The organism is Duganella sp. CF458, assembly GCF_900113115.1.
Classification (GTDB): Bacteria; Pseudomonadota; Gammaproteobacteria; order Burkholderiales; family Burkholderiaceae_D; genus Rugamonas.
On sequence record NZ_FOOF01000021.1, the window covers coordinates 57,355 to 80,538 of the forward strand.

Annotated in this window: 22 protein-coding genes; 19 read left to right on the top strand and 3 right to left on the bottom strand. The window is 64.9% G+C overall.

Translation table 11 applies throughout. The features are described 5' to 3' along the window. Positions 1 to 11 precede the first annotated feature (11 nt). The 11 genes from BM269_RS25840 (at position 12) to BM269_RS25890 (ending at position 14,846) form a co-directional block, all read left to right on the top strand. Positions 12 to 1,889 carry a glycoside hydrolase family 97 protein gene (locus tag BM269_RS25840; protein WP_090444315.1) on the top strand — a complete coding sequence of 626 codons (1,878 nt, stop codon included), beginning with the start codon at positions 12 to 14 and terminating at the stop codon, positions 1,887 to 1,889. A 13-nt stretch (positions 1,890 to 1,902) separates the two neighbouring features. Then, a complete protein-coding gene (locus BM269_RS25845) occupies positions 1,903 to 3,432 on the top strand; it encodes an alpha-N-arabinofuranosidase (RefSeq protein ID WP_090444318.1) in 1,530 nt (509 codons plus the stop codon). A 1-nt stretch (position 3,433) separates the two neighbouring features. Beyond that, a complete protein-coding gene (locus tag BM269_RS25850) occupies positions 3,434 to 4,951 on the top strand; it encodes a glycoside hydrolase family 43 protein (RefSeq protein WP_304443174.1) in 1,518 nt (505 codons plus the stop codon). A 2-nt stretch (positions 4,952 to 4,953) separates the two neighbouring features. Beyond that, on the top strand, positions 4,954 to 5,964 hold the full coding sequence (locus BM269_RS25855; protein ID WP_090444321.1) for an arabinan endo-1,5-alpha-L-arabinosidase: 1,011 nt from the start codon (positions 4,954 to 4,956) through the stop codon (positions 5,962 to 5,964). Beyond that, the gene (locus BM269_RS25860; protein WP_090444325.1) at positions 5,961 to 8,294 is read left to right on the top strand and encodes a glycoside hydrolase family 127 protein; all 2,334 of its coding nucleotides are present in this window, start codon (positions 5,961 to 5,963) and stop codon (positions 8,292 to 8,294) included. Before BM269_RS25855 ends, BM269_RS25860 begins: the two co-directional genes overlap by 4 nt. Before the next feature lie 89 nt (positions 8,295 to 8,383). Next, complete coding sequence (locus BM269_RS25865) at positions 8,384 to 9,346, top strand: ABC transporter substrate-binding protein (RefSeq protein WP_090444327.1); 963 nt, start codon at positions 8,384 to 8,386, stop codon at positions 9,344 to 9,346. Further along, positions 9,346 to 10,917, top strand: coding sequence for a sugar ABC transporter ATP-binding protein (locus BM269_RS25870; protein WP_090444330.1), 1,572 nt, complete (start codon positions 9,346 to 9,348; stop codon positions 10,915 to 10,917). Before BM269_RS25865 ends, BM269_RS25870 begins: the two co-directional genes overlap by 1 nt. Then, positions 10,914 to 11,942 (top strand): ABC transporter permease, encoded by a 1,029-nt coding sequence (locus BM269_RS25875; protein ID WP_090444334.1) that lies wholly within the window; start codon positions 10,914 to 10,916, stop codon positions 11,940 to 11,942. Before BM269_RS25870 ends, BM269_RS25875 begins: the two co-directional genes overlap by 4 nt. Further along, positions 11,939 to 12,892 (top strand): galactofuranose ABC transporter, permease protein YjfF, encoded by a 954-nt coding sequence (yjfF, locus tag BM269_RS25880; protein WP_090444337.1) that lies wholly within the window; start codon positions 11,939 to 11,941, stop codon positions 12,890 to 12,892. Before BM269_RS25875 ends, yjfF begins: the two co-directional genes overlap by 4 nt. Positions 12,893 to 12,942: 50 nt before the next feature. Next, positions 12,943 to 13,860: a glycoside hydrolase family 43 protein gene (locus tag BM269_RS25885; protein WP_090444340.1), complete on the top strand. Its 918-nt coding sequence runs from the start codon at positions 12,943 to 12,945 to the stop codon at positions 13,858 to 13,860. 44 nt (positions 13,861 to 13,904) lie between these two features. After that, positions 13,905 to 14,846 carry a LysR family transcriptional regulator gene (locus BM269_RS25890; protein ID WP_090444464.1) on the top strand — a complete coding sequence of 314 codons (942 nt, stop codon included), beginning with the start codon at positions 13,905 to 13,907 and terminating at the stop codon, positions 14,844 to 14,846. A 1-nt stretch (position 14,847) separates the two neighbouring features. Here the strand turns inward: BM269_RS25890 and BM269_RS25895 are convergent, their stop codons facing one another. The 3 genes from BM269_RS25895 to BM269_RS25905 form a co-directional block, all read right to left on the bottom strand. Beyond that, positions 14,848 to 15,726 (bottom strand): SMP-30/gluconolactonase/LRE family protein, encoded by an 879-nt coding sequence (locus BM269_RS25895; protein WP_090444342.1) that lies wholly within the window; start codon positions 15,724 to 15,726, stop codon positions 14,848 to 14,850. Positions 15,727 to 15,904: 178 nt separating this feature from the next. Then, on the bottom strand, positions 15,905 to 16,498 hold the full coding sequence (locus tag BM269_RS25900) for a tetratricopeptide repeat protein (protein WP_090444345.1): 594 nt from the start codon (positions 16,496 to 16,498) through the stop codon (positions 15,905 to 15,907). A gap of 22 nt (positions 16,499 to 16,520) precedes the next feature. Further along, a complete protein-coding gene (locus BM269_RS25905) occupies positions 16,521 to 17,678 on the bottom strand; it encodes a tetratricopeptide repeat protein (RefSeq protein WP_090444348.1) in 1,158 nt (385 codons plus the stop codon). Positions 17,679 to 17,900: 222 nt separating this feature from the next. On the opposite strand from BM269_RS25905, the gene BM269_RS25910 reads away from it, so the two are divergent. The 8 genes from BM269_RS25910 to fliE are packed head-to-tail and all read left to right on the top strand — an operon-like array spanning position 17,901 to position 23,180. Continuing rightward, positions 17,901 to 18,626, top strand: a complete 726-nt coding sequence (locus BM269_RS25910) for a flagellar hook-basal body protein (protein WP_090444351.1) — start codon at positions 17,901 to 17,903, stop codon at positions 18,624 to 18,626. 3 nt (positions 18,627 to 18,629) lie between these two features. Then, positions 18,630 to 19,406 carry a flagellar basal-body rod protein FlgG gene (gene flgG / locus BM269_RS25915; protein WP_090444354.1) on the top strand — a complete coding sequence of 259 codons (777 nt, stop codon included), beginning with the start codon at positions 18,630 to 18,632 and terminating at the stop codon, positions 19,404 to 19,406. A gap of 3 nt (positions 19,407 to 19,409) precedes the next feature. Next, positions 19,410 to 20,330, top strand: a complete 921-nt coding sequence (flgA, locus tag BM269_RS25920) for a flagellar basal body P-ring formation chaperone FlgA (RefSeq protein WP_090444361.1) — start codon at positions 19,410 to 19,412, stop codon at positions 20,328 to 20,330. Positions 20,331 to 20,341: 11 nt separating this feature from the next. Continuing rightward, a complete protein-coding gene (locus BM269_RS25925; protein ID WP_229204802.1) occupies positions 20,342 to 20,917 on the top strand; it encodes a flagellar basal body L-ring protein FlgH in 576 nt (191 codons plus the stop codon). 2 nt (positions 20,918 to 20,919) lie between these two features. Further along, positions 20,920 to 22,038 carry a flagellar basal body P-ring protein FlgI gene (locus BM269_RS25930; protein ID WP_090444367.1) on the top strand — a complete coding sequence of 373 codons (1,119 nt, stop codon included), beginning with the start codon at positions 20,920 to 20,922 and terminating at the stop codon, positions 22,036 to 22,038. 22 nt (positions 22,039 to 22,060) lie between these two features. Then, positions 22,061 to 22,438 (top strand): flagellar basal body rod protein FlgB, encoded by a 378-nt coding sequence (gene flgB, locus BM269_RS25935; RefSeq protein WP_090444370.1) that lies wholly within the window; start codon positions 22,061 to 22,063, stop codon positions 22,436 to 22,438. After that, on the top strand, positions 22,438 to 22,869 hold the full coding sequence (gene flgC / locus BM269_RS25940) for a flagellar basal body rod protein FlgC (RefSeq protein WP_090444373.1): 432 nt from the start codon (positions 22,438 to 22,440) through the stop codon (positions 22,867 to 22,869). Before flgB ends, flgC begins: the two co-directional genes overlap by 1 nt. Next, the gene (gene fliE, locus BM269_RS25945) at positions 22,869 to 23,180 is read left to right on the top strand and encodes a flagellar hook-basal body complex protein FliE (protein ID WP_090444376.1); all 312 of its coding nucleotides are present in this window, start codon (positions 22,869 to 22,871) and stop codon (positions 23,178 to 23,180) included. Before flgC ends, fliE begins: the two co-directional genes overlap by 1 nt. Positions 23,181 to 23,184 lie beyond the last annotated feature (4 nt).

Here is a 23,184-nt window from a genome sequence, read left to right on the forward strand (position 1 = left end):
AGGAGGCAGCCATGCTGAAGCTCGCCCTCCCGGTGTTGCTGCTGGCCGCCCAGGCATGCGCCGTCGCGCACGACATCGCCAGCCCTGACAAGCAAATCAAGGTGCAGTTTGAACTGTCGCCGCGCGGCGAGCCGACCTACGCGGTCGCACGCGCCGGCCAGCCGGTGCTGCTGGCTTCCCGCCTCGGCCTGCAACTGCAGTCGACCGACCTGACGCGCAGCCTGCGCCTGGCTTCGGCCGGCGCGGTGCAGCGCATTTCCGAAAACTACACGCTGGCCACAGGCAAGCGCCGCAATAACCATTACGAAGCCAACGAACGCCGCTTCTCCTTGCGCGATAGGCGGGGGCGCATGCTCGATATCGTGTTCCGCGTTTCCAACGACGGTGTGGCGTTCCGCTACGAGACTGCCGGTGGCACGGTACGCAGCGAGGCCACCAGTTTCGCCTTCCCCGGTGCTGCCCGTGCGTGGCTGCAGCCGATGTCGGTGGCGCAGACCGGCTGGGCCAATACCAACCCCTCATACGAAGAGTACTACCAGGCCGATATCCCGGTCGGCACCGCGTCCCCGCTGCCATCGGGCTGGGTCTTCCCGGCGCTGTTCCGCAGCGGCGACAACTGGGTGGCGCTGACCGAGGCCGGCATGGACGGCAGCTGGCACGCCTCGCGCCTGCAGGACAAGTCGCCGGGCGGCGTATACCGCATCGGCGGCCCGAGCGCGCCGGAAGTGTTCCCCGGCGGCGCCCTGATGGGCAGCGGTGCCATCTCGCCATGGCGCGTGCTGGCCCTGGGGCCGTTGGCCACCGTCATGCAGTCGACGCTGGGTACCGACCTTGCCGCACCAGCGATTCCTTTCGACGCAAGCCTGGTGCGGCCGGGGCACGCTTCGTGGAGCTGGGCCATCCTGAAAGACGATGCCACCGTATTCGATGTGCAGAAGAAGTTCATCGACTATGCGGTGCAGATGAAGTGGGATTACACCCTGGTCGACGCCGACTGGGACCGCAAGATCGGCTACGACAAGATGCGTGAGCTGGCGCGCTACGCGGCGGGGAAGGGCGTCGGCCTGCTGGCCTGGTACAACTCCTCCGGCAGCTGGAACAAGACGGAGTATTCGCCCAAGGGCAAGTTGCTGACGCGCGAGGCGCGCCGTGCGGAATTTACGCGCCTGCGTGAAATGGGCATACAAGGCGTGAAAATCGACTTCTTCGGCGGCGACGGCCAGTCATTTATCGCTTACTACGTCGACATCCTGAAGGATGCGGCGGAAGCCGGCCTGCTGGTCAACTTCCATGGCGCCACGCTGCCCCGCGGCTGGAGCCGCACCTATCCCAACCTGATGACGGCCGAAGCGGTGCGCGGCTTCGAGTTCTCGACATTCGAACAGGGCTGGCAGGACAAGGTGGCCGCGCACGCCGCCATGGTGCCGTTCGCACGCAACCTGTTCGACCCGATGGACTTCACACCAATGGCTTTCGGTGACATTCCCAACATCAGGCGCGCTACCCGCAACGGCTTTGAGCTGGCGGAAGCGGTACTGTTCACTTCCGGCATCCAGCACTTCGCTGAAATCCCCGAGGGCATGGCGACCGCCCCGGCCTATGTGCAGGACCTGCTGCGCAACCTGCCGCGTAGCTGGGACGATGTACGCTTTGTCGACGGTGTGCCGGCGCGCTACGTCGTGCTGGCGCGCCGGGCAGGCGATACCTGGTATGTGGCAGGTTTCAACGCGCAGGACAGCGCGCAGGAGGTGTCGGTGGATCTTGGCGCAGGCACCCTGGTGACCGATGGCGCCGGCGAGCGCGAATTCAGCCAGCGCCCCACCGCCGCGGGCAGGCAGCAAATCACGATGCAGCCACGCGGCGGCTTCGTTGCGGTATTCAAACAATAAACAAGGAGATGCTATGAAGAAGACGATGATCGCTTTGGCCATGCTCACCGCAGGCCTTGCGCAAGCTGCCACCACAGTAACGGTCGACACTGCCAAACCCGGCCCGGTGATCAACAAGGACGTCTATGGCCAGTTCGCCGAACACCTCGGCACCGGCATCTACGGCGGCATGTGGGTGGGCCCGAAATCGAAGATTCCCAACACGCGCGGCTGGCGCAATGACGTGATCGGCGCCCTGAAAAAACTGCACGTGCCGCTGGTACGCTGGCCGGGCGGCTGCTTCGCCGATGAATATCACTGGCGCGAAGGCATCGGCCCGCGCAACAAGCGTCCGGTCAAGATCAATACCATGTGGGGCGGCGTCGACGAGGACAATGCCGTCGGCACCCATGAATTCTTCGACCTGGTCGAACAACTGGGCGCGGACGCCTACGTGAACGGCAACCTGGGTACCGGCTCGCCGCAGGAAATGGCGGAATGGCTGGAATATATGACGTCCGATAACAAGTCCACCCTGCCGGAATTGCGCCGCAAGAATGGCCGCGACAAGCCATTCAAGGTGGCCTACTTCGCCGTCGGTAACGAAGCCTGGGGCTGCGGCGGCAATATGAAGCCGGATTATTACGCGAACCTGTACCGCCAGAGCGCCACCTTCCTCAAGACCCCACCGGCGGGACGCCCGAAATTAGTCGCCAGCGGCGGCAACGATAACGACACCACCTGGACGGAGGAGTTGAGCAAGTCGGCCAAGAACATGACGGACGGTATCAGCTTCCACTACTACACCATCCCGACCGGAAAATGGGAAGTGAAGGGGGCCGCGACCGGCTTCCCGGCCAACGAATGGTTCTCCACCCTGAACGCGACCATGCGCATGGAAGACCATATCCGCAACAACGTGGCGGTCCTGGACAGGAACGACCCTGAGAAGAAGCTGGGCTTCTACGTCGACGAATGGGGTACCTGGTACGACGTCGAGAAGGGCACCAACGCCGGCTTCCTGTACCAGCAGAATACCCTGCGCGATGCGGTGGTGGCGGCGCTGAACTTCAACATCTTCCACGACCACGCCGACCGCGTGCGCATGACCAATATTGCGCAGATGGTCAATGTGCTGCAAGCCATGGTGTTGACCGATAACGAGAAGATGCTGCTGACTCCGACCTACCACGCCTACGAAATGTACGTGCCGTTCCAGGGCGCGACCACGCTGCCGCTGGCACTGGAAGGTAACCGCAAGTACGCCTCCGGAGACAAGAGTATTGCGCAGGTGAGCGCTTCGGCTGCACGCGGCAAGGATGGCAAGGTTTACGTGGCGCTGGTGAATACCCACCCGAGCGATGCGGAAGAAGTAAACATCGCTGGAGTAGGCGACCGCAAGGCCAGCGCGCGCGTGCTGACTGCCAACGAGATGGATGCGCATAACACCTTCGCGAAGCCGGATGCGGTGAAACCGGCGCCCATCGCCGTTCAGGCCAGCGGCGGCAAGCTGACGGTGAAGATGCCTGCCAAGTCTGTCGTGGTGGTGGCAATCGGGGGCTGAGATGGAGAATATTTCTGTTCAGCGCCGCATGCTGCTGCGCACGGCGGCAGCCGGCGCGGTGCTGGCAACGGTCGGCGGTTGCGGCGGCGGTAGCGGAGCTTCCACGACCGCCTCCGCGCCAGTGGCAACGCCGCCGGTGGTGCCTCCGGTGGTGCCGCCCGCCGCCACGGTCGCCTTCACCAATGTATCGGTGCATGATCCGTCTGTGATCAAGGCCGCCGATACCTACTATGTGTTCGGGTCCCACCTGGCGGCGGCCAAGACCGTAGACTGGATGAACTGGACCAAGATTGCCGATGGCGTGAATGCCGGCAACCCATTGTTCAACAACGTCACCGTGGCCCTGGCCGAGACATTAAGCTGGGCGCAGACCGATACGCTGTGGGCTCCGGACGTGGCCAGGCTGGATGATGGCAAGTTCTACATGTACTACTGCGCTTGCAAAGGCGATTCGCCACGCTCCGCCCTTGGGGTTGCGGTGGCGGACAAGGTGGAAGGCCCTTACGTCAACAAACAGCTGTTGCTGAAGTCCGGCATGTGGGGTGAAGCCAGCCCCGATGGCACCATCTACGATGCGGCCAAACATCCGAACGTGGTCGACCCGAACGTCTTCCGCGATAGCGGCGGCAAGCTATGGATGGTGTACGGCTCATATTCGGGCGGCATCTTCATCATGGAGATGGACCCGGTCACCGGCCTGCCCAAGCCGGGCCAGGGTTACGGCAAGCACCTAATGGGCGGCAACCATGCGCGCATCGAAGGCGCGTATGTGTTGTATAGCCCCGACAGCAAGTACTACTACCTGTTCGTGTCGTTCGGCGGCCTGGATGCCAACGGCGGCTACAACATGCGCGTCGCCCGGTCCCTGAATCCGGACGGTCCTTACGTGGATGGGGCAGGCACCGACATGGCGGCCGTCAAGGCCAATCCGGCATTGCCGCTGTTCGACGACGCCAGCATCGCTCCGCACGGCCAGAAGCTGATGGGCAACCACCAGTTCATCCTGGCGAGCGGCGAGAGCGGTACTGCACTGGGCTATGTGTCGCCGGGCCATAACTCGGCTTACTACGACGCTGCAACAGGCAAGTACTTCCTGGTTTTCCATACCCGCTTCCCGGGGCAAGGAGAGGCGCACGAAGTGCGCGTGCACGAAATGTTCATCAATGCCGATGGCTGGCCGGTCGTCGCGCCCTTCCGCTACGTACCATCTTCGGCGGGGGTGACGGCCGCCGATGCCGCCGGCACGTATAAGGTGATCAACCACGGCAAGGACATTTCTGCGGCCATCAAGCAATCGCAGGCCGTTGTCCTGGCTGCAGGCGGTACCGTCAGCGGGGCGATGTCGGGTACCTGGGCGCACCAGGGCGGCAATCAGCTCAGCATCACGCTGTCTGACGGGACGACCTACAATGGGGTATTGTCGCGCCAGTGGAATGCCAATGCCGATGCCTTCGCGGTGACCTTCACTGTGCAGTCAAAGGCAGGCGTTTCGCTTTGGGGCGCGAGGACGGGGAGCTGAGTATGAGCAGATGGATCTTGGGTGCCGGTTTTCTGCTGGCGCTGCTGGCGCAGTTGGCGCAGGCGGGCCAGGTGAGCGTGCACGATCCGGTGATGGCGAAGCAGGGCGATACCTATTACCTGTATTCGACCGGGCCTGGCATCGCTTTCTACAGCTCGAAGGACATGCGGCACTGGAGGCCGGAAGGCCGCGTCTTCCCCGGCCATCCCGCCGCTGCCGCCAAGGCGGCGCCGGGCTTCGACGACCATGTGTGGGCGCCGGATATCCAGCATCACGACGGCAAGTACCTGCTGTATTACTCCGTCTCCGCATTCGGCAAGAATACTTCGGCTATCGGTGTGACCGTCAACAAGACGCTGGACCCTCGTTCGCCCGACTACAAATGGGAAGACCAGGGCATCGTCGTGCAATCGGTGCCGGGCCGCGACATCTGGAATGCGATCGATTCCAATGTGGTGGAAGACGAAAAAGGCAGCGGGTGGATGGCGTTCGGCTCGTTCTGGGGCGGCATCAAGCTGGTCAAGCTGAATGAAGCCTGGACGCGCCCGGCAGAGCCGCAAGTCTGGAGCACCATCGCAGCGCGGGAACGCCCGGCCTTTGTAAAGGATGACAGCGGCGGGCCGGCGGAAATCGAGGCGCCGTTCATCTTCCGCAAGAGCGGCTGGTATTACCTGTTCGTCTCATGGGGCCTCTGCTGCCAGAAGGAGAAGAGTACTTATCACGTCGTCGTCGGCCGCTCGCGCGCTGTCACCGGGCCATATCTGGACAAAGATGGCAAGGATCTGGCGCTCGGCGGCGGCTCGCTGGTAGTGCAGGGGAACGCGAAGTGGAAGGCGCTCGGCCACAACAGCGCATACACCTTCGACGGCAAGGACGTGATGGTGTTGCATGCTTACGAAACAGCCGACAAATACCTGCAGAAGCTGAAGGTCATGGAGATGCACTGGGATGGCGCCGGCTGGCCGATGGTCGACGCAGCGGAACTGGACAGCTACCGAAGCGTGCAACAATGAGACGGGGCCTTGTCGCGCTGCTGGCGGCTGGCGTCCCGTTCGCCGCGAGCGCCGCCGAACTGTTCCCGCTGCAGGACGTTCGTCTTCTTCCAAGCCCTTTCCTGCAAGCCCAGGAAACAAACCGCGGCTACCTGCTGGCGCTCGACGCGGATAGGTTGCTGGCGCCATTCCGCCGCGAGGCCGGCCTGCCGTTGCGGAAACCATCCTACGGCAACTGGGAATCCAGCGGCCTCGATGGCCATATGGGCGGCCACTACCTGTCGGCCCTGTCACTGATGTGGGCTGCGACGGGCGATGGCAGCGTGCGCGAACGCCTCGACTACTTCGTACAGGAGCTGAAGAAGGCACAGGCGCCGGGCGGCTACCTTGGCGGCATTCCCGGCGGACGGGAGGCATGGAACGACATCGCCCAAGGCAAGCTCCATGCCGACAATTTCTCGGTCAATGGCAGGTGGGTGCCCTGGTACAACCTGCACAAGATCGCTGCCGGCCTGCGCGACGCATGGCGCTACGCCGGCAACGAGGAAGCACGGCATATGCTGGTCAAATTCGCCGACTGGACGGTGTCCATGACCGATGCGCTGAGCGACGAGCAAATGCAGGCCATGCTGCGCGCCGAACATGGCGGCATGAACGAGGTGCTGGCCGACGTTTACCAACTGACCGGCGAGCAGCGCTATCTCGCCGCTGCCAAGCGCTTTTCCCACCAGGCGATCCTGCAGCCGCTCGCGGCGGGCCGCGACGAGCTGACCGGCCTGCACGCCAACACCCAGATCCCGAAAGTGATCGGCTTCGAACGCATCGCCGAACTGACCGGCGACCGGCAATGGCATGACGCCGCCAGCTTTTTCTGGCGCACCGTGCGCGAACGCCGTACTGTCGCCATTGGCGGCAACAGCGTCAAGGAGCACTTCCACGACGACAAGGACTTCTCTTCGATGAGCAGCGAGGTGGAGGGGCCGGAAACCTGCAACACCTACAATATGCTCAAGCTCACCGAACTGCTGTTCCAGCGCGATCCGGGTGCGGCATACGGCGACTACTACGAGCGCGCGCTATACAACCATATCCTGTCCTCACAGCATCCCGGGAGCGGCGGTCTGGTCTACTTTACGCCGATGCGCCCCAACCACTACCGCGTCTATTCGGAAGTGGACAAGGGTATGTGGTGCTGCGTCGGCTCAGGCATCGAGAGCCACGCAAAGTACGGTGAGTTCATCTATGCCCATGACGGCGACGCATTGCTGGTCAACCTGTTCATTCCCTCGCGCCTCGATTGGCGAGGGAAGGGCGTTATCCTGACCCAGTCCAACAGGTTCCCCGATCAGGCAAGCACCCGGCTGACGATCGACAGCGGCGGCAGGTTCACCCTGAAAGTCCGTTACCCCGGCTGGGTGGCGAAAGGCGCGCTGGCGGTACGCTTGAACGGCAAGGCGGTAGCGGTGCATGCGGCACCCGGCGGCTATGTCGAACTGGCGCGCGAATGGCGCAAGGGCGACACGGTTGACGTGCGCCTGCCGATGCGCACCACGCTGGAGCAAATGCCCGACAAGTCGAACTACTACGCCGTGCTGCACGGCCCCATCTTAATGGCGGCAAAGACTTCGCCTTTCCCCGGCGAGCGCCTGAACTTCATGGCCGACGACTCCCGCATGGGCCATATAGCGCAGGGCAAGGTCTGCCCGCAGGAGGCGGCGCCGGTGTTCGTCAGCGATCGCAAGGACTTCCTCGACAAATTCAAGGCGGTGCCGGGGCAGCCGCTGACGTTCACAGCGCCGGGACTGGTGCAGGGGGCGGGAGCGAATGCTGTGCGTTTCATTCCCTTCTTCCGCCTGCACGATTCCCGCTACATGATCTACTGGCAGCAAACCACGCCGGCCGAACTGGCCGGCATGCGCTCGAAGGCGGCCACCGCCGAAGCCGAACGCCTGGCGCTGGACGCCCGTACCATTGACCAAGTGGCACCCGGCGAGCAACAGCCTGAATCGGACCACTTCTTCAAAGGAGAGGGCGCCGACGCGGGACTGAACGGCACACGGCACTGGCGGCACGCCAGCGGGTGGTTCAGCTATCAACTGAAGGACCGCGAGGGAGCTGCGCGTATGCTGCGCCTGACCTTTTCCTCGGGCGATGCGGGCCGCAAGTTTGACGTGTTACTGAACGGCAGCCTGCTGCAGGAGGTCGCCATTGAGCGCAAGGGGGAGGCGTTCTACTCGCTGGACCTGCCGGTGCCGGCCGGCGCGGCCAGCGACGGCACGCTGGAAGTGAAGTTCGTCGCCCGTCCAGGTTCGGTGGCCGGTGGCCTGTATGGCCTGCGCCTGCTGCGATAATAAAATCGATATGGATCCTGCAAAAAAATGAATTAGATCGGCATGATGGATTCTCCTAATATTGACTTACTATAATTCAGGAGACCGGCATGACTGTCACCCGCAGGACTATTCTCGGCGGCGCGTTCGCCTTTGCTTTTGCTGCTTCGGGCAGCGTATTGGCGGCCAAGCCGCTGGTGATGGGCTTCTCCCAGGTGGGTGCGGAAAGCGAATGGCGCAGCGCCAACACCGCTTCCATCAAGGACGCCGCCAAGCAGGCCGGAGTTACCCTCAAGTTCGCAGACGCCCAGCAAAAGCAGGAAAACCAGGTCAAGGCGATCCGCTCCTTCATCGCCCAGCGCGTGGACGTGATTGCGTTTTCGCCGGTGGTGGAAACCGGCTGGGAAACCGTGCTGCGCGAAGCCAAGGCAGCCAGGATCCCGGTCATCCTGACCGACCGCGCCGTGAAGGTGGCGGACAAGTCTCTGTATGTGACCCTGATCGGTTCCGATTTCGTGGAAGAAGGCCGTCGTGCCGGCCGTTGGCTGGCCGATTACGCCGCCACGTCGAACAAGGCGGTATTGAACGTTGTCGAACTGCAGGGCACTGTCGGTTCGGCGCCGGCGCTAGACCGCAAGGCCGGCTTTGAGGAAGCCATCAAAGGCAACGCCAAGCTGAAGGTGATCCGCACCCAGACCGGTGAATTCACCCGCGCCAAGGGCAAGGAGGTGATGGAAGCCTTCCTTAAAGCCCACGGCAAGGACATCAACGTGCTGTATGCGCACAACGACGATATGGCGATCGGCGCCATCCAGGCCATCGAGGAAGCGGGCCTGAAACCAGGCAAGGACATCATCATCGTTTCCATCGACGGTGTGAAGGGCGCCTTCCAGGCCATGATCGCCGGTAAGTTGAATGTATCGGTTGAATGCAGTCCCCTGCTTGGTCCGCAGTTGATGAAGGCGGCGCAGGACGTCGTCGCCGGCAAGCCTGTGGCGCCACGCATCGTGACCGAGGAGCGCGTATTCCCGGCGGAAGTGGCGGCAAAAGAACTCCCTAACCGGAAATACTGATGGCCAGCGCAGCGGCGGCGCCGGTGCTTGAGCTATCCGGCATCCATAAGGCGTTCCCGGGCGTGAAGGCGCTGAGCGGGGCGGGGCTACGGCTCTACCCTGGCGAGGTGCATACGCTGATGGGGCAGAATGGGGCGGGCAAGTCGACCCTGATCAAGGTATTGACCGGCGTGCATGCGCCGGACCAGGGCAGCATCTCGCTTGATGGCCGGACGATACGTCCCCGATCCACGCTGGATGCGCAGGAGCTGGGTATCTCCACGGTCTACCAGGAAGTGAACCTGTGCCCGAATTTGTCGGTGGCCGAGAATATTTTCATCGGCCGCTATCCGCGCAAATGGGGCATGGTCGATTGGAGCGGCATGCGGGCGCGCGCTGCTGCCTTGCTGCGCGAGCTGGAGATCGACATCGACGTGGGTGCGCCATTGTCGCGCTACCCGTTGGCGATCCAACAGATGGTGGCTATCTCACGGGCCTTGAATATTTCGTCGCGCGTGCTGGTGCTCGACGAGCCTACCTCGAGCCTCGACGAAGCGGAGGTACAGCTGCTGTTCCGCGTGCTGCGCCGCCTGCGCGGGCAGGGCATGGCGATCTTGTTCGTTACGCACTTCCTTGACCAGACCTATGCGATTTCGGACCGCATCACGGTGATGCGCAACGGTGAGCGGGAGGGGGAGTATGCCGCCGCCGGGCTGTCGCGCCTGGCACTGGTAAACAAGATGATCGGCAAGCCAACGGATGCCGTCGACGCGGCCGGGGGCGGCGACGTGGCGGCGGCGCGCGGGGAGGGCCCGAATGGCCCGAATGACCCGAATGTCCCGAATGGCGCTGCGGCGGCGCGCGTGGTCCTGGAGACGCGCGCACTCGGCCGCAAGGGTGTCCTGCAGCCGGTGGACATGCAAGTGCGCGAGGGCGAGGTGCTTGGCCTGGCGGGCCTGCTTGGTGCCGGCCGCACCGAGCTGGCACGGCTGCTGTTCGGCGCGGACCGCGCGGACAAAGGCGATGTCGCGATTGGCGACAAGGCATACGGTACGTTTGCAAACCCGCGCCAGGCGATTGCCGCCGGCATCGGCTTCTGCTCGGAAGACCGCAAGCTGGAAGGCGCGATCCTGTCGCTCTCCTTGCGCGAAAACCTGGTACTGGCGCTGCAAGCGCGCCAGGGGATGTTGCGCGCCATCCCGATGCAGCGCCAGCGCGAGCTGGCGGATGAATACGTCAAGGCGCTCGGCATTCGTACCGCCAGCATCGAGACGCCGATTGGAACGCTCTCGGGCGGCAACCAGCAGAAGGTATTGCTGGCACGCTGGCTGGCGACCGATCCGCGCTTGATGATCCTGGACGAACCAACGCGCGGCATCGATGTGCGCGCCAAGCAGGAAATCATGGATTACGTCACGACACTTTGCAAGCGCGGCATGTCGCTGCTGTTTATCTCGTCCGAGCTGCCCGAAGTGCTGCGCTGCAGCGACCGCATGATCGTCATGCGCGACCGCGCGGCGTGCGGCGAGTACCGGCGCGGCGAGCTCGATGAAACCACGGTGCTGCGCGCCATCGCAGGGGAGGGCGCATGACGCATAACGCTGCCACTCCCGCCGCGGTCCACGCCTCCGCCACAGCATCCGCAAGCTCGGCCGCGCAGGGCATGGCGGCGCGTCTATCGGCCCACCCTCTGGCGCGTCCTCTCGGTGCGCTGCTCGTGCTGCTGCTGGTTAATCTGTTCGCCGTTCCCGGCTTCTTCCACCTGGAAGTGAAAGACGGCCATTTGTATGGCGCCGTGGTCGACATCCTGAACCGGGCAGCGCCCTTGATGCTGGCCGCGACAGGCATGACCATCGTTATCGCCATGCGCGGCATCGACATCTCGGTCGGCGCCGTGGTGGCGCTGGCAGCGGCCGTGGCCTGCACCATGGTAGCCGCCGAGCAGCCGCTATGGCTGGCCTTCGCCGCCGCACTGGGCGCCGCCCTGCTATGCGGTATCTGGAATGGCCTGCTGGTGGCCGGCCTTGGCCTGCAACCCATCGTCGCCACCCTGGTCCTGATGGTGGCCGGGCGGGGGCTGGCGCAACTGGTCACCGACGGCCAGATCATCACCGTCTACCGCGATGATTTCTTTGTGCTGGGCAGCGGCTACCTGCTCGGACTGCCGGTCGCGCTGTACGTCGCGCTGACGGTGGTGGCTGGCGCCGCGCTGGCCATGCGCAAGACGGCCCTGGGCCTGTTCACGCAAGCGGTCGGCATCAATCCGGTCGCGGCGCGCCTGGCCGGCGTGCGCGCCGGCGCCCTGGTCTTCGCCAGCTACGCCTGCTGCGCCGTATGCGCCGGCCTGGCAGGGCTGATCATCAGCTCCAACATCAAGAGCGCCGATGCCAATAACGCCGGCCTGCTGCTGGAACTGGACGCCATCCTCGCCGTCACGCTGGGCGGCACCTCGCTGGCCGGCGGTAAATTCAACCTGGTGGGCAGCGTGATCGGCGCGCTGATCATCCAGACCCTTACCTATACCGTTTATTCCCTCGGCGTGCCGCCGGAAGTCAACCTCGTCGTCAAGTCGGCGGTGGTGTTCGCGGTCTGCCTGTCGCAAAGGAGCAAGGCATGACGCGCGCCCCGTACTTCACATCCCTGGTCACGGTCGGCCTGCTGCTGGTCTTGCTGGTGGCGGGCGGTATCGCCTATCCGGGCTTCCTGTCTTTGCAGGTGATGCTCAATCTTCTGATCGACAACGCCTTCCTGCTGGTGATCGCCATCGGCATGAGCTTCGTCATCCTCTCCGGCGGCATCGACTTGTCGGTCGGCTCCGTGCTGGCGCTCAGCACCATGGTTGCCGCCTGGCTTTTGCACGCCGCGCATTGGCCGCCTGCGGCCGTCATGGTGGCGGTGCTGTTGATGGGTGTCGTGTTCGGTGCCGGCATGGGCGCGTTGATCCACTTCTTCCGCCTGCAGCCTTTCATCGTAACCCTGGGCGGCATGTTCCTGGCGCGCGGACTGTGCTACCTGATCAGCGTGAACTCGATTCCCATCGAAGACCCGGCCTTCGTCGCCATTTCACAGGCGCAGGTCGGCATCTTTGACGGCTTCGTTTCGCCCGGTGTGGTGATCGCGCTGGTGTTGCTGGCCGTGGCGATGGTGGTGGCGCATATGACGCCTTTTGGCCGCGCCGTCTACGCGGTCGGCGGCAACGAACAATCGGCGCAGATGATGGGATTGCCGGTGGGGGCCACCAAGGTTGCCGTGTACGCCATCAGCGGCGGTTGCGCTGCGCTGGCGGGACTGCTGTTCGCGTTCTACATGTTGTCCGGCTACGGCCAGCACGCGCAAGGCACCGAGCTGGATGCGATTGCGGCCGTGGTGATCGGCGGCACGCTGCTGACCGCCGGCTATGGCTACGTGGCGGGCGCGCTCACCGGCGTGCTGGTACTGGGCGCGATCCAGACCCTGATCGTATTCGACGGCACGCTCAGTTCATGGTGGACCAAGATCGTGATCGGCGTGTTGCTGTTTGCATTCTGCGCGCTGCAACGGCTGCTGGCCTGGAAACAGAAAAACTAAAAGGAGACTACGTGTTCAAAAAATCAGCCCTCGCCTCAGCACTGGCGACGATGTGTACCCTGGCGCAGCCGGCCAATCCGCTTGTAACGAACATCTTCACCGCCGATCCGGCCGCGCTGGTCGACGGCAATCGCGTCTACCTGTACGTCGGCCACGACGAAGCCGCGCCCGACGGCAAGGATTACCTGATGCGGGAATGGCGCGTGCTGTCGTCCTGCGACATGAAAAACTGGACCGACATGGGTTCGCCGCTGAACGTGAAGACCTTCAAGTGGGCCAAGGCCGATGCCTGGGCTGCCGATATCGCCAAGCGCAACGGCAAGTACTATTTCTACGCGCCGGTCGAACACGACGCGAGCAAGCCGGGCAAGGCGATCGGCGTGGCGGTGTCGGATAAGCCGACCGGCCCCTTCGTCGATGCGCGCGGCAGCGCCCTGGTGAGCAACGACATGACCAGGGAAAGCGATATTCCGTGGGACGACATCGATCCAGCGGTGTTCATCGACAAGGACGGGCAGGCTTACCTCTACTGGGGCAACCGCGTGCTGAAGTACGCCAAGCTGAAACCGAACATGATCGAGCTCGATGGCCCGATCCACACCGTGGGCATCGACAACTTCACGGAAGCGGCCTACCTGCACCGCCGCGACAAGACCTACTACCTGACGTACTCGCGCAATTTTCCCGAGGAGACCGCCTACGCGACAGGTCCAAGCGCCACCGGCCCCTGGACTTTCCGCGGCAAGATCATGGACATGAACAAGGTGGTCAAGACCATCCACCAGGCGGTGATCGACTTCAACGGCAAGTCCTACATCTTCTACCACAACGACAAGCTGCCGGGCGGCGGCGAATTCCGCCGTTCGGTGGCGGTGGAAGAACTGCGTTACAACCCGGACGGCACCATTGCCTTCATCCCGCAAACGGTGGCAGGACCTGCCGCCAATCCTGCGCCGGGCTGCCAATGAAGCGCGACTTATTGGTCGATAACGGCGGTGGTATCATGCCCCGCATGACTACCCCGAATCCGAACTGGTTCCTGAAGGCGAGGTTGAAAACCCGTCAACTGTTGCTGATGATCGCGCTGGATGAGCACCGCAACATTCACCGCGCGGCGGAGGAACTGCACATGACGCAGCCCGCCGCATCAAAGCAGCTCAAGGACCTGGAGGACATGCTGGACGTGAAGCTGTTCGAGCGCCTGCCGCGCGGAATGGAGCCGACGCTATACGGTGAAACCATGATCCGCCATGCCCGCATGGCCCTCACCAGCCTGGCCCTGGCGCACGACGATATCGTGACGCTGAAGGCCGGCCTGTCCGGCCAGGTGGAAGTGGGTGTGATCATGACGCCGGCGATGAACCTGCTGCCCAACGCCATCACCCGCGTGAAAAAGGAAGCGCCGCTGCTGCGCATAGGCGTGCAGGTGGAGGCCAGTAATGTGTTGATGGAGCTGCTCCAGCGCGGTACGCTGGATTTCATGATCGGCCGCATCCTGGAAAAGGAAAGCACGGCGGGGCTGGTGTATGAAGAATTGACCGAGGAACCGGCATGCGCCGTGGTGCGGACAGGGCACCCGCTGCTGGAGCGCGAGAAGCTGCAGTTGAAGGATATCGCCGACCGGCCGTGGATATTGCCGCCGCAGGGCAGCATCCTGCGCCACCGCTGCGACATGATGTTCCGCCGCGCCGGCCTGGAGCCGCCGGTTGACGTGGTGGACACCACCTCCCAATTGCTGATCACGGCGCTGCTGCAAAAGACCGATGCCCTGCACGTGATGCCGGTGGAAGTGGCGCGTTACTACGCCGACCTGAATGTGCTGTCGATCCTGCCGCTGGAGCTGCCGTTCCGCATGGATGCCTTCGGCATCATCACCAAGGCCGACCACCTGATGTCGCCTGGCGCCAACCTGCTGTTGCAAGCCGTGCGCAGCGCGGCGAAAGAGCTGTACTGAGTCAGCCGAAGGCGTTGGCCGGCAATCCCGGCACGTCGATGCGGGCGCTGAACAGGGCGCCCGCCAGCGGTTCCTGCGCCAGCTGCTCGACGGACAGGCCTTCGCGCGCGGTGGTGATGTACAGCGTGCGCAGGTCTTTGCCGCCGAAGGCCAGCGAGGCGGGATGCGATGTCGGTAACGGCACTTCCGCCAGCAGTTCGCCCTCCGGGCTGAAGCGGCAGACGCGTTTTCCGCCCCAGGTCGCAACCCAGATGCAGCCTTCGCTGTCCGCCTGCATGCCGTCCGGCGAGCCGCCGCCGGTATGGCGGCGCCAGGTTTCGCGCGCGCCCAGGCTGCCGTCCGCGGCCAGCGGATAGCGGTAGGTCAGGTCGAGGAAACTGTCCGAGTGGTACAGGGCGCTGCCATCCGGTGCGAAAGTCGGGCCGTTGCAGATGTGGTAGCCCTGGTCGGCCACGTGCAGGCTGTGGTCCTGGTCAAGGCGGAACAGTTTGCCGACCGGTTGCCGGTAATCGGTATTGTGCATGGATCCCAGCCACAAGCGGCCGTGCGGATCGACCTTGGCGTCGTTCAGGCGCTGGCCCGCGGCGCCGTCGACCACCTGCACCACCGGCTCGATGCGCAGCTCCGGCTCCAGCCAAAGGCGCACCACGCTATCGTGCAAGCCAGCCATGAAGCCATCGCCGTCGCGGCGCGCTACCAGCCAGCAGATATAGTCAGGCAGCAGCCAGCTACGGTGCTCGTGGGCGGCGGCATCCCACGCATGCAGGATGCAACGCTTAAGGTCGACAAACAGCAGGCGCTCTTGCGCCGGCAGGTAAAGCGGACCTTCGCCCAGCTCGGCGGCGAGGGGCAGGACGCATTGGGCGGGATAGGATTTCATCCTTGCATTCTATGCGGCAGTGGCGGGATGGCGCGATGCATTTTTTCAGCCCAGCTATAACAAATTTGGCATGGGTGACGATTGGAGAGAATCAAACGCGTTTTCGCGCACTAGAATGGAATCACCCAACCAAAGTGTTTAGCCCGCCCCTGGCGGGCTCTTTTTTTGCCGGCGCGGCTTAGTGGCGAACGTTAAGGCCGGTGTAGGCGGACAGCATCACGTGCTGGCTGTCGCCGCTGTCCGCAGGCGCGGGCGCGGCAGCGGCCGGCGTTTGCCCGGCGGGTGCTTTATTGATCTCGTCGATAATGTGCTGCATGTCCGCGTTGAGCGCCGGATTGTCCTTATTCAGCGTAATGCCGCGCTGGAGATGCTCCAGTGCCGCGGATAGCTCATCCTTGACCAGGCTGCGCAAGCCGCGGCCGAAATGATGCAGCGCGTTGTCGTGGTCCAGGTCCTCCAGCGGCTGCATGGTTTCCGCCGCACGCGCACCATTCCCGGTCGAGAGGTACAGCATGCCAAGCTGGAAGCGCGCAATGGCCAGCTGCGGGTCGGCCACCAGCGCCATTTCCAGGGCCTGGATGGCGCGCTCGTGCAGTTGCAGCGAGGCGTAATGTGCACCGAGCAGCAGCAGCACCGGCGCGCTGGCGTCGGGGCGGCCGCCTGCTTCTTTCAGGTAGGCCAGCGCGGAGCCGGAATCGTTGTTGCGGTCGGCCTCCAGCGCCAGCTGCATCAGTTCGGTTTGATCCAGGATGGACAGGACAGGGTTGTTCATGACGGGTTTCCAGTCGAATCGATTAACGGCGCGGCGCTGCCCGATGGCGCGCCATGAAGGTGGACAGGTATTGTTTCAGGCTTGGCCCACCTTCCGCGGGCTGCTGCTCCAGGATGCCTTGCATCAGGCTCGCGGCTTGTTGGCCCTGGCCTGCCATGCGCAGCATGTGCGCCTTGGCGAAGCCTGCCCCGAAGTCCTGCGGGTTCAGCCTTTCGGCAGCCGCCAGCGCCAGGCGCGCTTCGTCCAGGCGGTTCTCAAGCACCAGCAGGGCAGCCAGCCCGCCATGCGCGTCGGCATACTCGCTGTCCACCGCGCCGGCGCGACGGAAGCTGCGTTCGGCCTCCAGCGGCTGGCCGGCAATCAGTTGCACCCAGCCCAGCGCGAGCAAGGTCGCCGGATGGTCGGGCATGTTGTCAGCGGCGCGCTGCAAGCAATCTAGCGCGGCACCCACATCCTGCTGGTACAAATGGGCCAAGCCCTTGCCGAGCCAGGCACGGCCATAGTCCTGACGTTGCGCCAGCACCTGGTCGAAGCTGGCCAGCGCCGTTTCGATGTCCAACTGTTCCAGGGCCAGGCTGCCGCGCACGGTATGCCCATCGACATTGTCCGGCTTGTCGGCCAATGCAGCTTCGGCGTTGGCGCGCGCCTGGTCGGCGGCTCCCAGGTCGAGGTAGAGCAGGGACAGATAGGCTTGGCCGTCGGCGTCGTCGCCGGCGGCGTCCCATTGCTCGGCCACTGTCACCGCCTGCTCCAGGTCGCCGAGTTGGTGGTAGCAGTTGGCCAGGTAACGCACGTTGGCCGGACCGGACAGGCCCGCCGCCGCGGCGGAACGGAATTGGGCTGCCGCCGCTTCATACCGGCCTTGGTAAAACAGGGCAAGACCGCAATTGTGCTGCCATGCCGCCGAAACCGCGCCGCCCGCCAGCAGGCGCTGGTATGCGTGCGCCGCGTCGGCGAAGCGATGCTGCGCCAGATAGACAGCGGCGATGCGCGACTGCAGCTCGGCGCTGTCCGGCGCCAGCGATGCCGCGTGCTGGAAGCTGGCCAGCGCATCGTCGAACCGGCCAGCCTGCTGCTGCAGGTCGCCGAGGTCGGTCAGCAAGGGAATATTGTTCGGGTCGGCTTGCAGGTAGCCGGTGAAGCGCGCCAATTTGGCGGAGAGTTCCTGTGGGGTCAACATGACAACCGCTTACAAACTAAAGGGATAGTCGGCAATTCTACAACATCGCCCATATCAAATCAGTAATTTCCGTTGGCTGGACCAAGCGCTTCTTCATTGGGAGAGCGTTGTTCCGGATGAAAGATTCAAAGGTAAACTCTATTTCAATGCATAAACTTTCTTTCCGCTCGTGCTATGATCTTGCGCTTTATGTAACGTGAATTCGTCGTTGGAGCGTGCGCAGTGGATGTGAATGCAGTGGCTGGGGTCGGTCTGCAGAATGACCTGAAGCAGATGGAGAGCATCAGCCAGAACCTGGCCAATGCGGTGACTCCGGGGTACAAGAAACAGGTGGTGACAGGCACGTCGTTCCAGGTCCAGCTCACCCAGCTGGCGCAAGGCGGGCAGTTGTCCTTGTCGCTGCCGCAGCTGAACCAGGTGGCGATCGATGCCAGTGCCGGGCGCTTGCGCGCAACGCGCGACGAGCACGATGTGGCGATCGAGGGCGTCAGCTTCTTCGAACTGTCGACGCCGGATGGTGCGGCCTATACCCGCCAGGGCAAGCTGCGGGTGGACGTCAACGGCCGCCTGGTCGGCGACCAGGGCCTGCCTTTGGTCGGCAGCGGCGGCCCGGTCATGCTGAGCAATTCCCCCTTCACCATCGAGGCCAATGGCGATGTGCGCCAGGACGGCCGCGTGGTCAGCCGCCTGAAGCGGGTGCGCTTTGAGCAGGCCGCGCAGCTGCAAGCACTGGGGCAGGGCATGTATGGGGCCGGCGCCGCCCGCATCGCCGATGCGAACAGTTCCGAGCCGCTGAAACTGGGCTTCCAGGAAGCCTCCAATGTCGATTCGGCGCGCGAAATGGTGCGCCTGAACGAAACCGTGCGCCATTTCGAGGCCATGACCCGTGTGGTGCAAGGCTACGACGACATGCTCGAAAAAACCATCCGTAAGCTGGGAGATTTCTAAGTCATGAACGATTCGATGTACATCGCCGCCACCGGCATGCAGATGCAGCAGGCCAGTGTGGACACCATTGCCAACAACCTGGCCAACGTCAGCACGCCGGGCTTCAAGAAGGCGCGCGTCAGCTTCCAGGACCTGGTCTACCGCGACCTGGGGGCGGCACGCAGCACGGAAGCCAATGCGCCTGCCTTGTGGCAGGGCAGCGGTGTCGGCATGGCCGGCATCGTCAAGAGTTTTGCCGGCGGCGAGCTGAAGCCGACCGGCCAGGCGCTGGATTTCGCCATCCGCGGCGATGGCTTCTTCGAGGTGACGGCGGCCGATGGCAGCCCGGCATTTACCCGCGGTGGTTCCCTGGTGGTGGACCGCGAGGGCTACCTCGCCACCAGCGACGGCTACCAGCTGCGCCCGGCCATCCAGGTTGGCAGCGATGCGCGCGACCTGTCCGTGTCGGCGGCCGGCATCGTGACCGCGCGCCTGGCCGGGCAGGCCGCCCCGAGCGAACTGGGACGGCTGGAACTGGCGCGCTTCGCCGATGCCTCGGGCCTGGTGGCCATGGGCGGCAACCTGTACCGCCCGAGCGAAGCGTCGGGCGATGCGATGTACGGCGCTGCGGGCGAAGGCGGCCTGGGCACCGTGGCACAGGGTTTCCTGGAAGGTTCCAACGTCAGCCTGGTGGACGAGATGGTGAGCCTGATGGTGGCCCAGCGCGCTTACGAAAGCAGCGTCAAGGTGATCCAGGCGTCGGACGAAATGCTCGCCATGAGCAACAACCTGCGCAAGTAAGCCATGCGCGCCCTGCTGTGCGCGGCCGTGCTGGCCTGGCCCGGCCTGGCGGCTGCGGCCGTGCTGGAGCTGCACGAGCAGGTGCTGGTGTCGCAGCCGCGCGTACGGCTGGCCGACCTGGCGGACATCGCAGGCGAGGATGCGGGCCGCTTGCGGCAGCTCGATCTTGGCGCTGCGCCGCGGATCGGCTATGTGCAGCGCTGGACGCGCAACGCGCTGGCGGAAATGATCCGGCGCCGCGCCGGCGCGGCCGTTGAATGGCGCGGCGCGCAGCAGGTGCAGTTGCGCACCGCGGCGCGGCTGGTCGATGCCGACGCCATGCTGGCGCTGGCGATGCAGGTCATGGATGAGGCGTACGGCGCCGCTGGCGCTTTGCAGCTGGCACCGCAGGCGCGTCCGGTTGAAGTGGAAGCGCCGCGCGATGCGCAGCTGGTGGCGCGGCCCCTGGCGGGGCGCCAGCTGGCGCCGCGCATGGAAGTATGGCTGGACCTGGTATGGCAGGGAACGGTGTACCGCTCGATGCGGGTGCCGCTGTCGGTACAGGCGCCGCGCGAACTGCTGGTGGCGCGCCGCGACCTGGCGGCGGGCGAGACGGTGCAGGCTGCGGATTTTGTGCGGCAAACGGCGGACGCCGCGCTGCTGGGTGGTCCGGCGGCGCAGGCGCTGCCGGCAAGCTGGCGCATGCGCCAGGCTTTGCGCGCGGGACAGGCGCTGGCGGCCAGCCAGCTGCTGGCCCCGCACGCGGTGCGGCGCGGCGAACAGGTGCAGGTGCTGTGGCAGGAGGGCGTTTTGCGCATCGAGCGGGCCGGCACGGCCTTGGCCGATGCGGCGCCGGGCGAACGGTTGGCGGTAAGGATGGCAGGCGGTGCGGAGTTTTCCGGCCGCGTGGAACTGGATGGAACGGTGCGGGTTGACCGCAATTGAAGGAGATTGTGTTGCGAGCAGTTTTGAAGGGAATGCTGTTGCTGGTGCTGCTGGCAGGCGCGCCGGCACGGGCCGACAGCCTGTACCAGCCGCAAAGCTACCAGCCGCTGACGTCGGATCTGCGCCAGCGCAGGGTGGGCGACCTGGTCACGGTGATGGTGTACGAGAACGCCAGTGCCAGCAGCAGCGCGAACACGCGCGCCGGCCGCAATGCGCAGGCCAGCCTCGACGCGCAAGTGCCCAACGGCCGCGCATATGGCGCCGGCATCCAGGCCAACAACGAGATGGACGGCCATGGCACGACGCAGCGCGCCGGCAAGGTGCTGGCGCAGTTGACCGTCAGCGTGCGCGAGATCGCGCCGAACGGCGACTTGCTGGTCAGCGGAACCCAGCTGCTCGACATCAATAACGAGCGCCAGACCATCACGCTGGAAGGCCGCGTGCGTCCGCAGGACATCTCGGACACCAATGTCGTGCTGTCGACCCGCGTGGCCGATGCGCGCATCAGCTATGCCGGCCAGGGCGACCTGGCGGACCGCCAGCGCCCGGCCTGGTGGCAGCGCCTGCTGAACCTGTTCGGAGTGTAAGCATGCGGGTCAAACATTGGATCTGGCTGCCGCTGGCGGCGCTGGCGCTGGCCCTGCCGGCGCACGCCGACCAGGTACGCATCAAGGACCTGGGCAAGATGGAAGGCTGGCGCGAGAACGCCTTGTCCGGCTACGGCCTGGTGACCGGCCTGGCCGGCACCGGCGATTCGCCGCGCAACAAGGCCACCCGCCAGTCGATCGCCAATATGCTGGCGCGCTTCGACCTGCAGGTGGCCGCCGACGACGTCCAAAGCCGCAACGTGGCGGCGGTGATGGTCACCGCTTCGCTGTCGCCGTTCGGCCGTCCCGGCGACACGCTGGACATCACCGTCACCTCGCTGGGCGATGCGCGCAGCCTGGTGGGCGGCACGCTGATGCTGGCCCCGCTGAAGGGCGCCGACGGCCGCATTTACGCGCTGGCGCAGGGCGCGCTGACGGTGGGCGGCTACAAGTACGACATGAACGGCAACGTGATCCAGAAGAACCACCCGACCGTCGCTTCGGTGCCGGGCGGCGCCACCATCGAGGCCGGCGTGCGCAGCCAGATGATGAGCGAGCGCAACACGGTGACCTTCGTGCTGGCCGAATCGGACTACACCACGGCCACCCGCGTGGCGGACGCGATCAACGCGCGCCTGGGGGCGGGCCTGGCGCAGGCGCAGGATGCGGCCGGGGTCGAAGTCACGGTGCCGGCCGGCCGCCGTGCGCGCCTGGCGGACTTCATGGCGGCATTGGAGAACGTGACCGTGGAGCCGGACCGCCGCGCGCGCGTGGTCATCAACGAACGCACCGGCACCGTGGTGGCGGGCGGCGACGTACAGATCGCCAAGGTGGCGGTATCGCAGGGCGACCTGAAGGTATCGATCAGCACCGACAACACGGTATCGCAGCCGCTGCTGGTCAGCCGCGCCGGTCCCGGCGTGCAGACCATGGCCGTGGCCAACAGCCGGGTCGAGGTGACCGAGCAAGGCGGCGCCGGCTATGTGGCTCCGCGCGCCACCACCGTGGCCGAACTGGTGGAGGCGCTGGCACGGGCCCGCACCAATGCGCGCGACATCATTTCCATCCTGCGCGCCGTGAAGGCGGCAGGTGCCCTGCACGCCGACCTGGTGGTGCAGTAAGCCGTACAACAAAGGAGTCAACGTGGTTTCCAACATCGACAGTACCACCGGCCTGCTCAGCATGGCGCTGGATGCCGCCGTTTTGCGCCAGCAAGCCATTGCGCAGAATATCGCCAACGCCAACACGCCGGGCTACCAGCGCATCGGCGTCAGTTTCGAAAGCCGCATGGCGGCGCTGGCCGACGGCCATGGCCAGGTGCGCGCGCCGTCGCTATCCGAGCTGGCCGCCTATCGTCCGCGCCTGGAAGTGGCGGCGCCGGGCGGCAGCGGGCAGGCCGTCTCGCTGGACGAAGAAATGGCGCAGCTGTCGCAAACCACGCTGCACCACCAGGCCTTGCTGAAAGCCCTGGACAAGCACATGGCCCTGATTTCCATGGCCGTCAACGAAGGGAAACGATAATGGCTGATTACCAGTCGGCGTTCCAGATCAGCGCCAGCGGCATGGCGGTGGAAAAGCTCAGGCTCGACATCACCGCGGCCAACCTGGCGAACATGAATTCGGCGGCGCCCAGCGCGGCGGCGGCCTACCAGCCGCTGCGCGTGGTGAGCCAGGCGCGCCCGCTGGAGTTCGCCCGCCAGTACGGGCTGGCGCTGGCCGGCGGCGGTGCCGGCGTGCAGGCCGTGGTGCCGCAAGCGGTGGCGCCGCGCCTGGTGTACGAGCCGGGCCACCCGTATGCCGATGCCAAAGGCATGGTGGCCTACGCCGGCGTCAACCACACCGCGGAGATGCTGAACCTGAACACGGCGCTGCGCGCCTACGAAGCCAATATGGCGGCCTTCTCCGCGGCCCGCACCATGGCGGCGCGCACGCTGGAACTGGGAGGCAAGTGATGAGCGCAGAGGCAATTGCAGCCATCGGCGCGGTAGAGCCATCGGTGGCGCTGGCCGCGCCCCAGCCCGCCGGCAGCGGCGCGCTGGCGGCGCCGGGCTTCGGCGACTGGCTGGCGCACGAGGCGGCCCAGGTCAACGCCAGCCTGGCGCTCGCCGAGAACGACGTGCGCCGCCTGGCGAGCGGGCAAGTGCAGAACCTGCACGAAGTGATGATCCATCTTGAAGAAGCCAAGCTATCCTTCCAGCTGCTGGCCCAGGTGCGCAACCGCGTGCTGGAGGCTTACCAGGAAGTGATGCGCATGCAGGTCTAGGAGT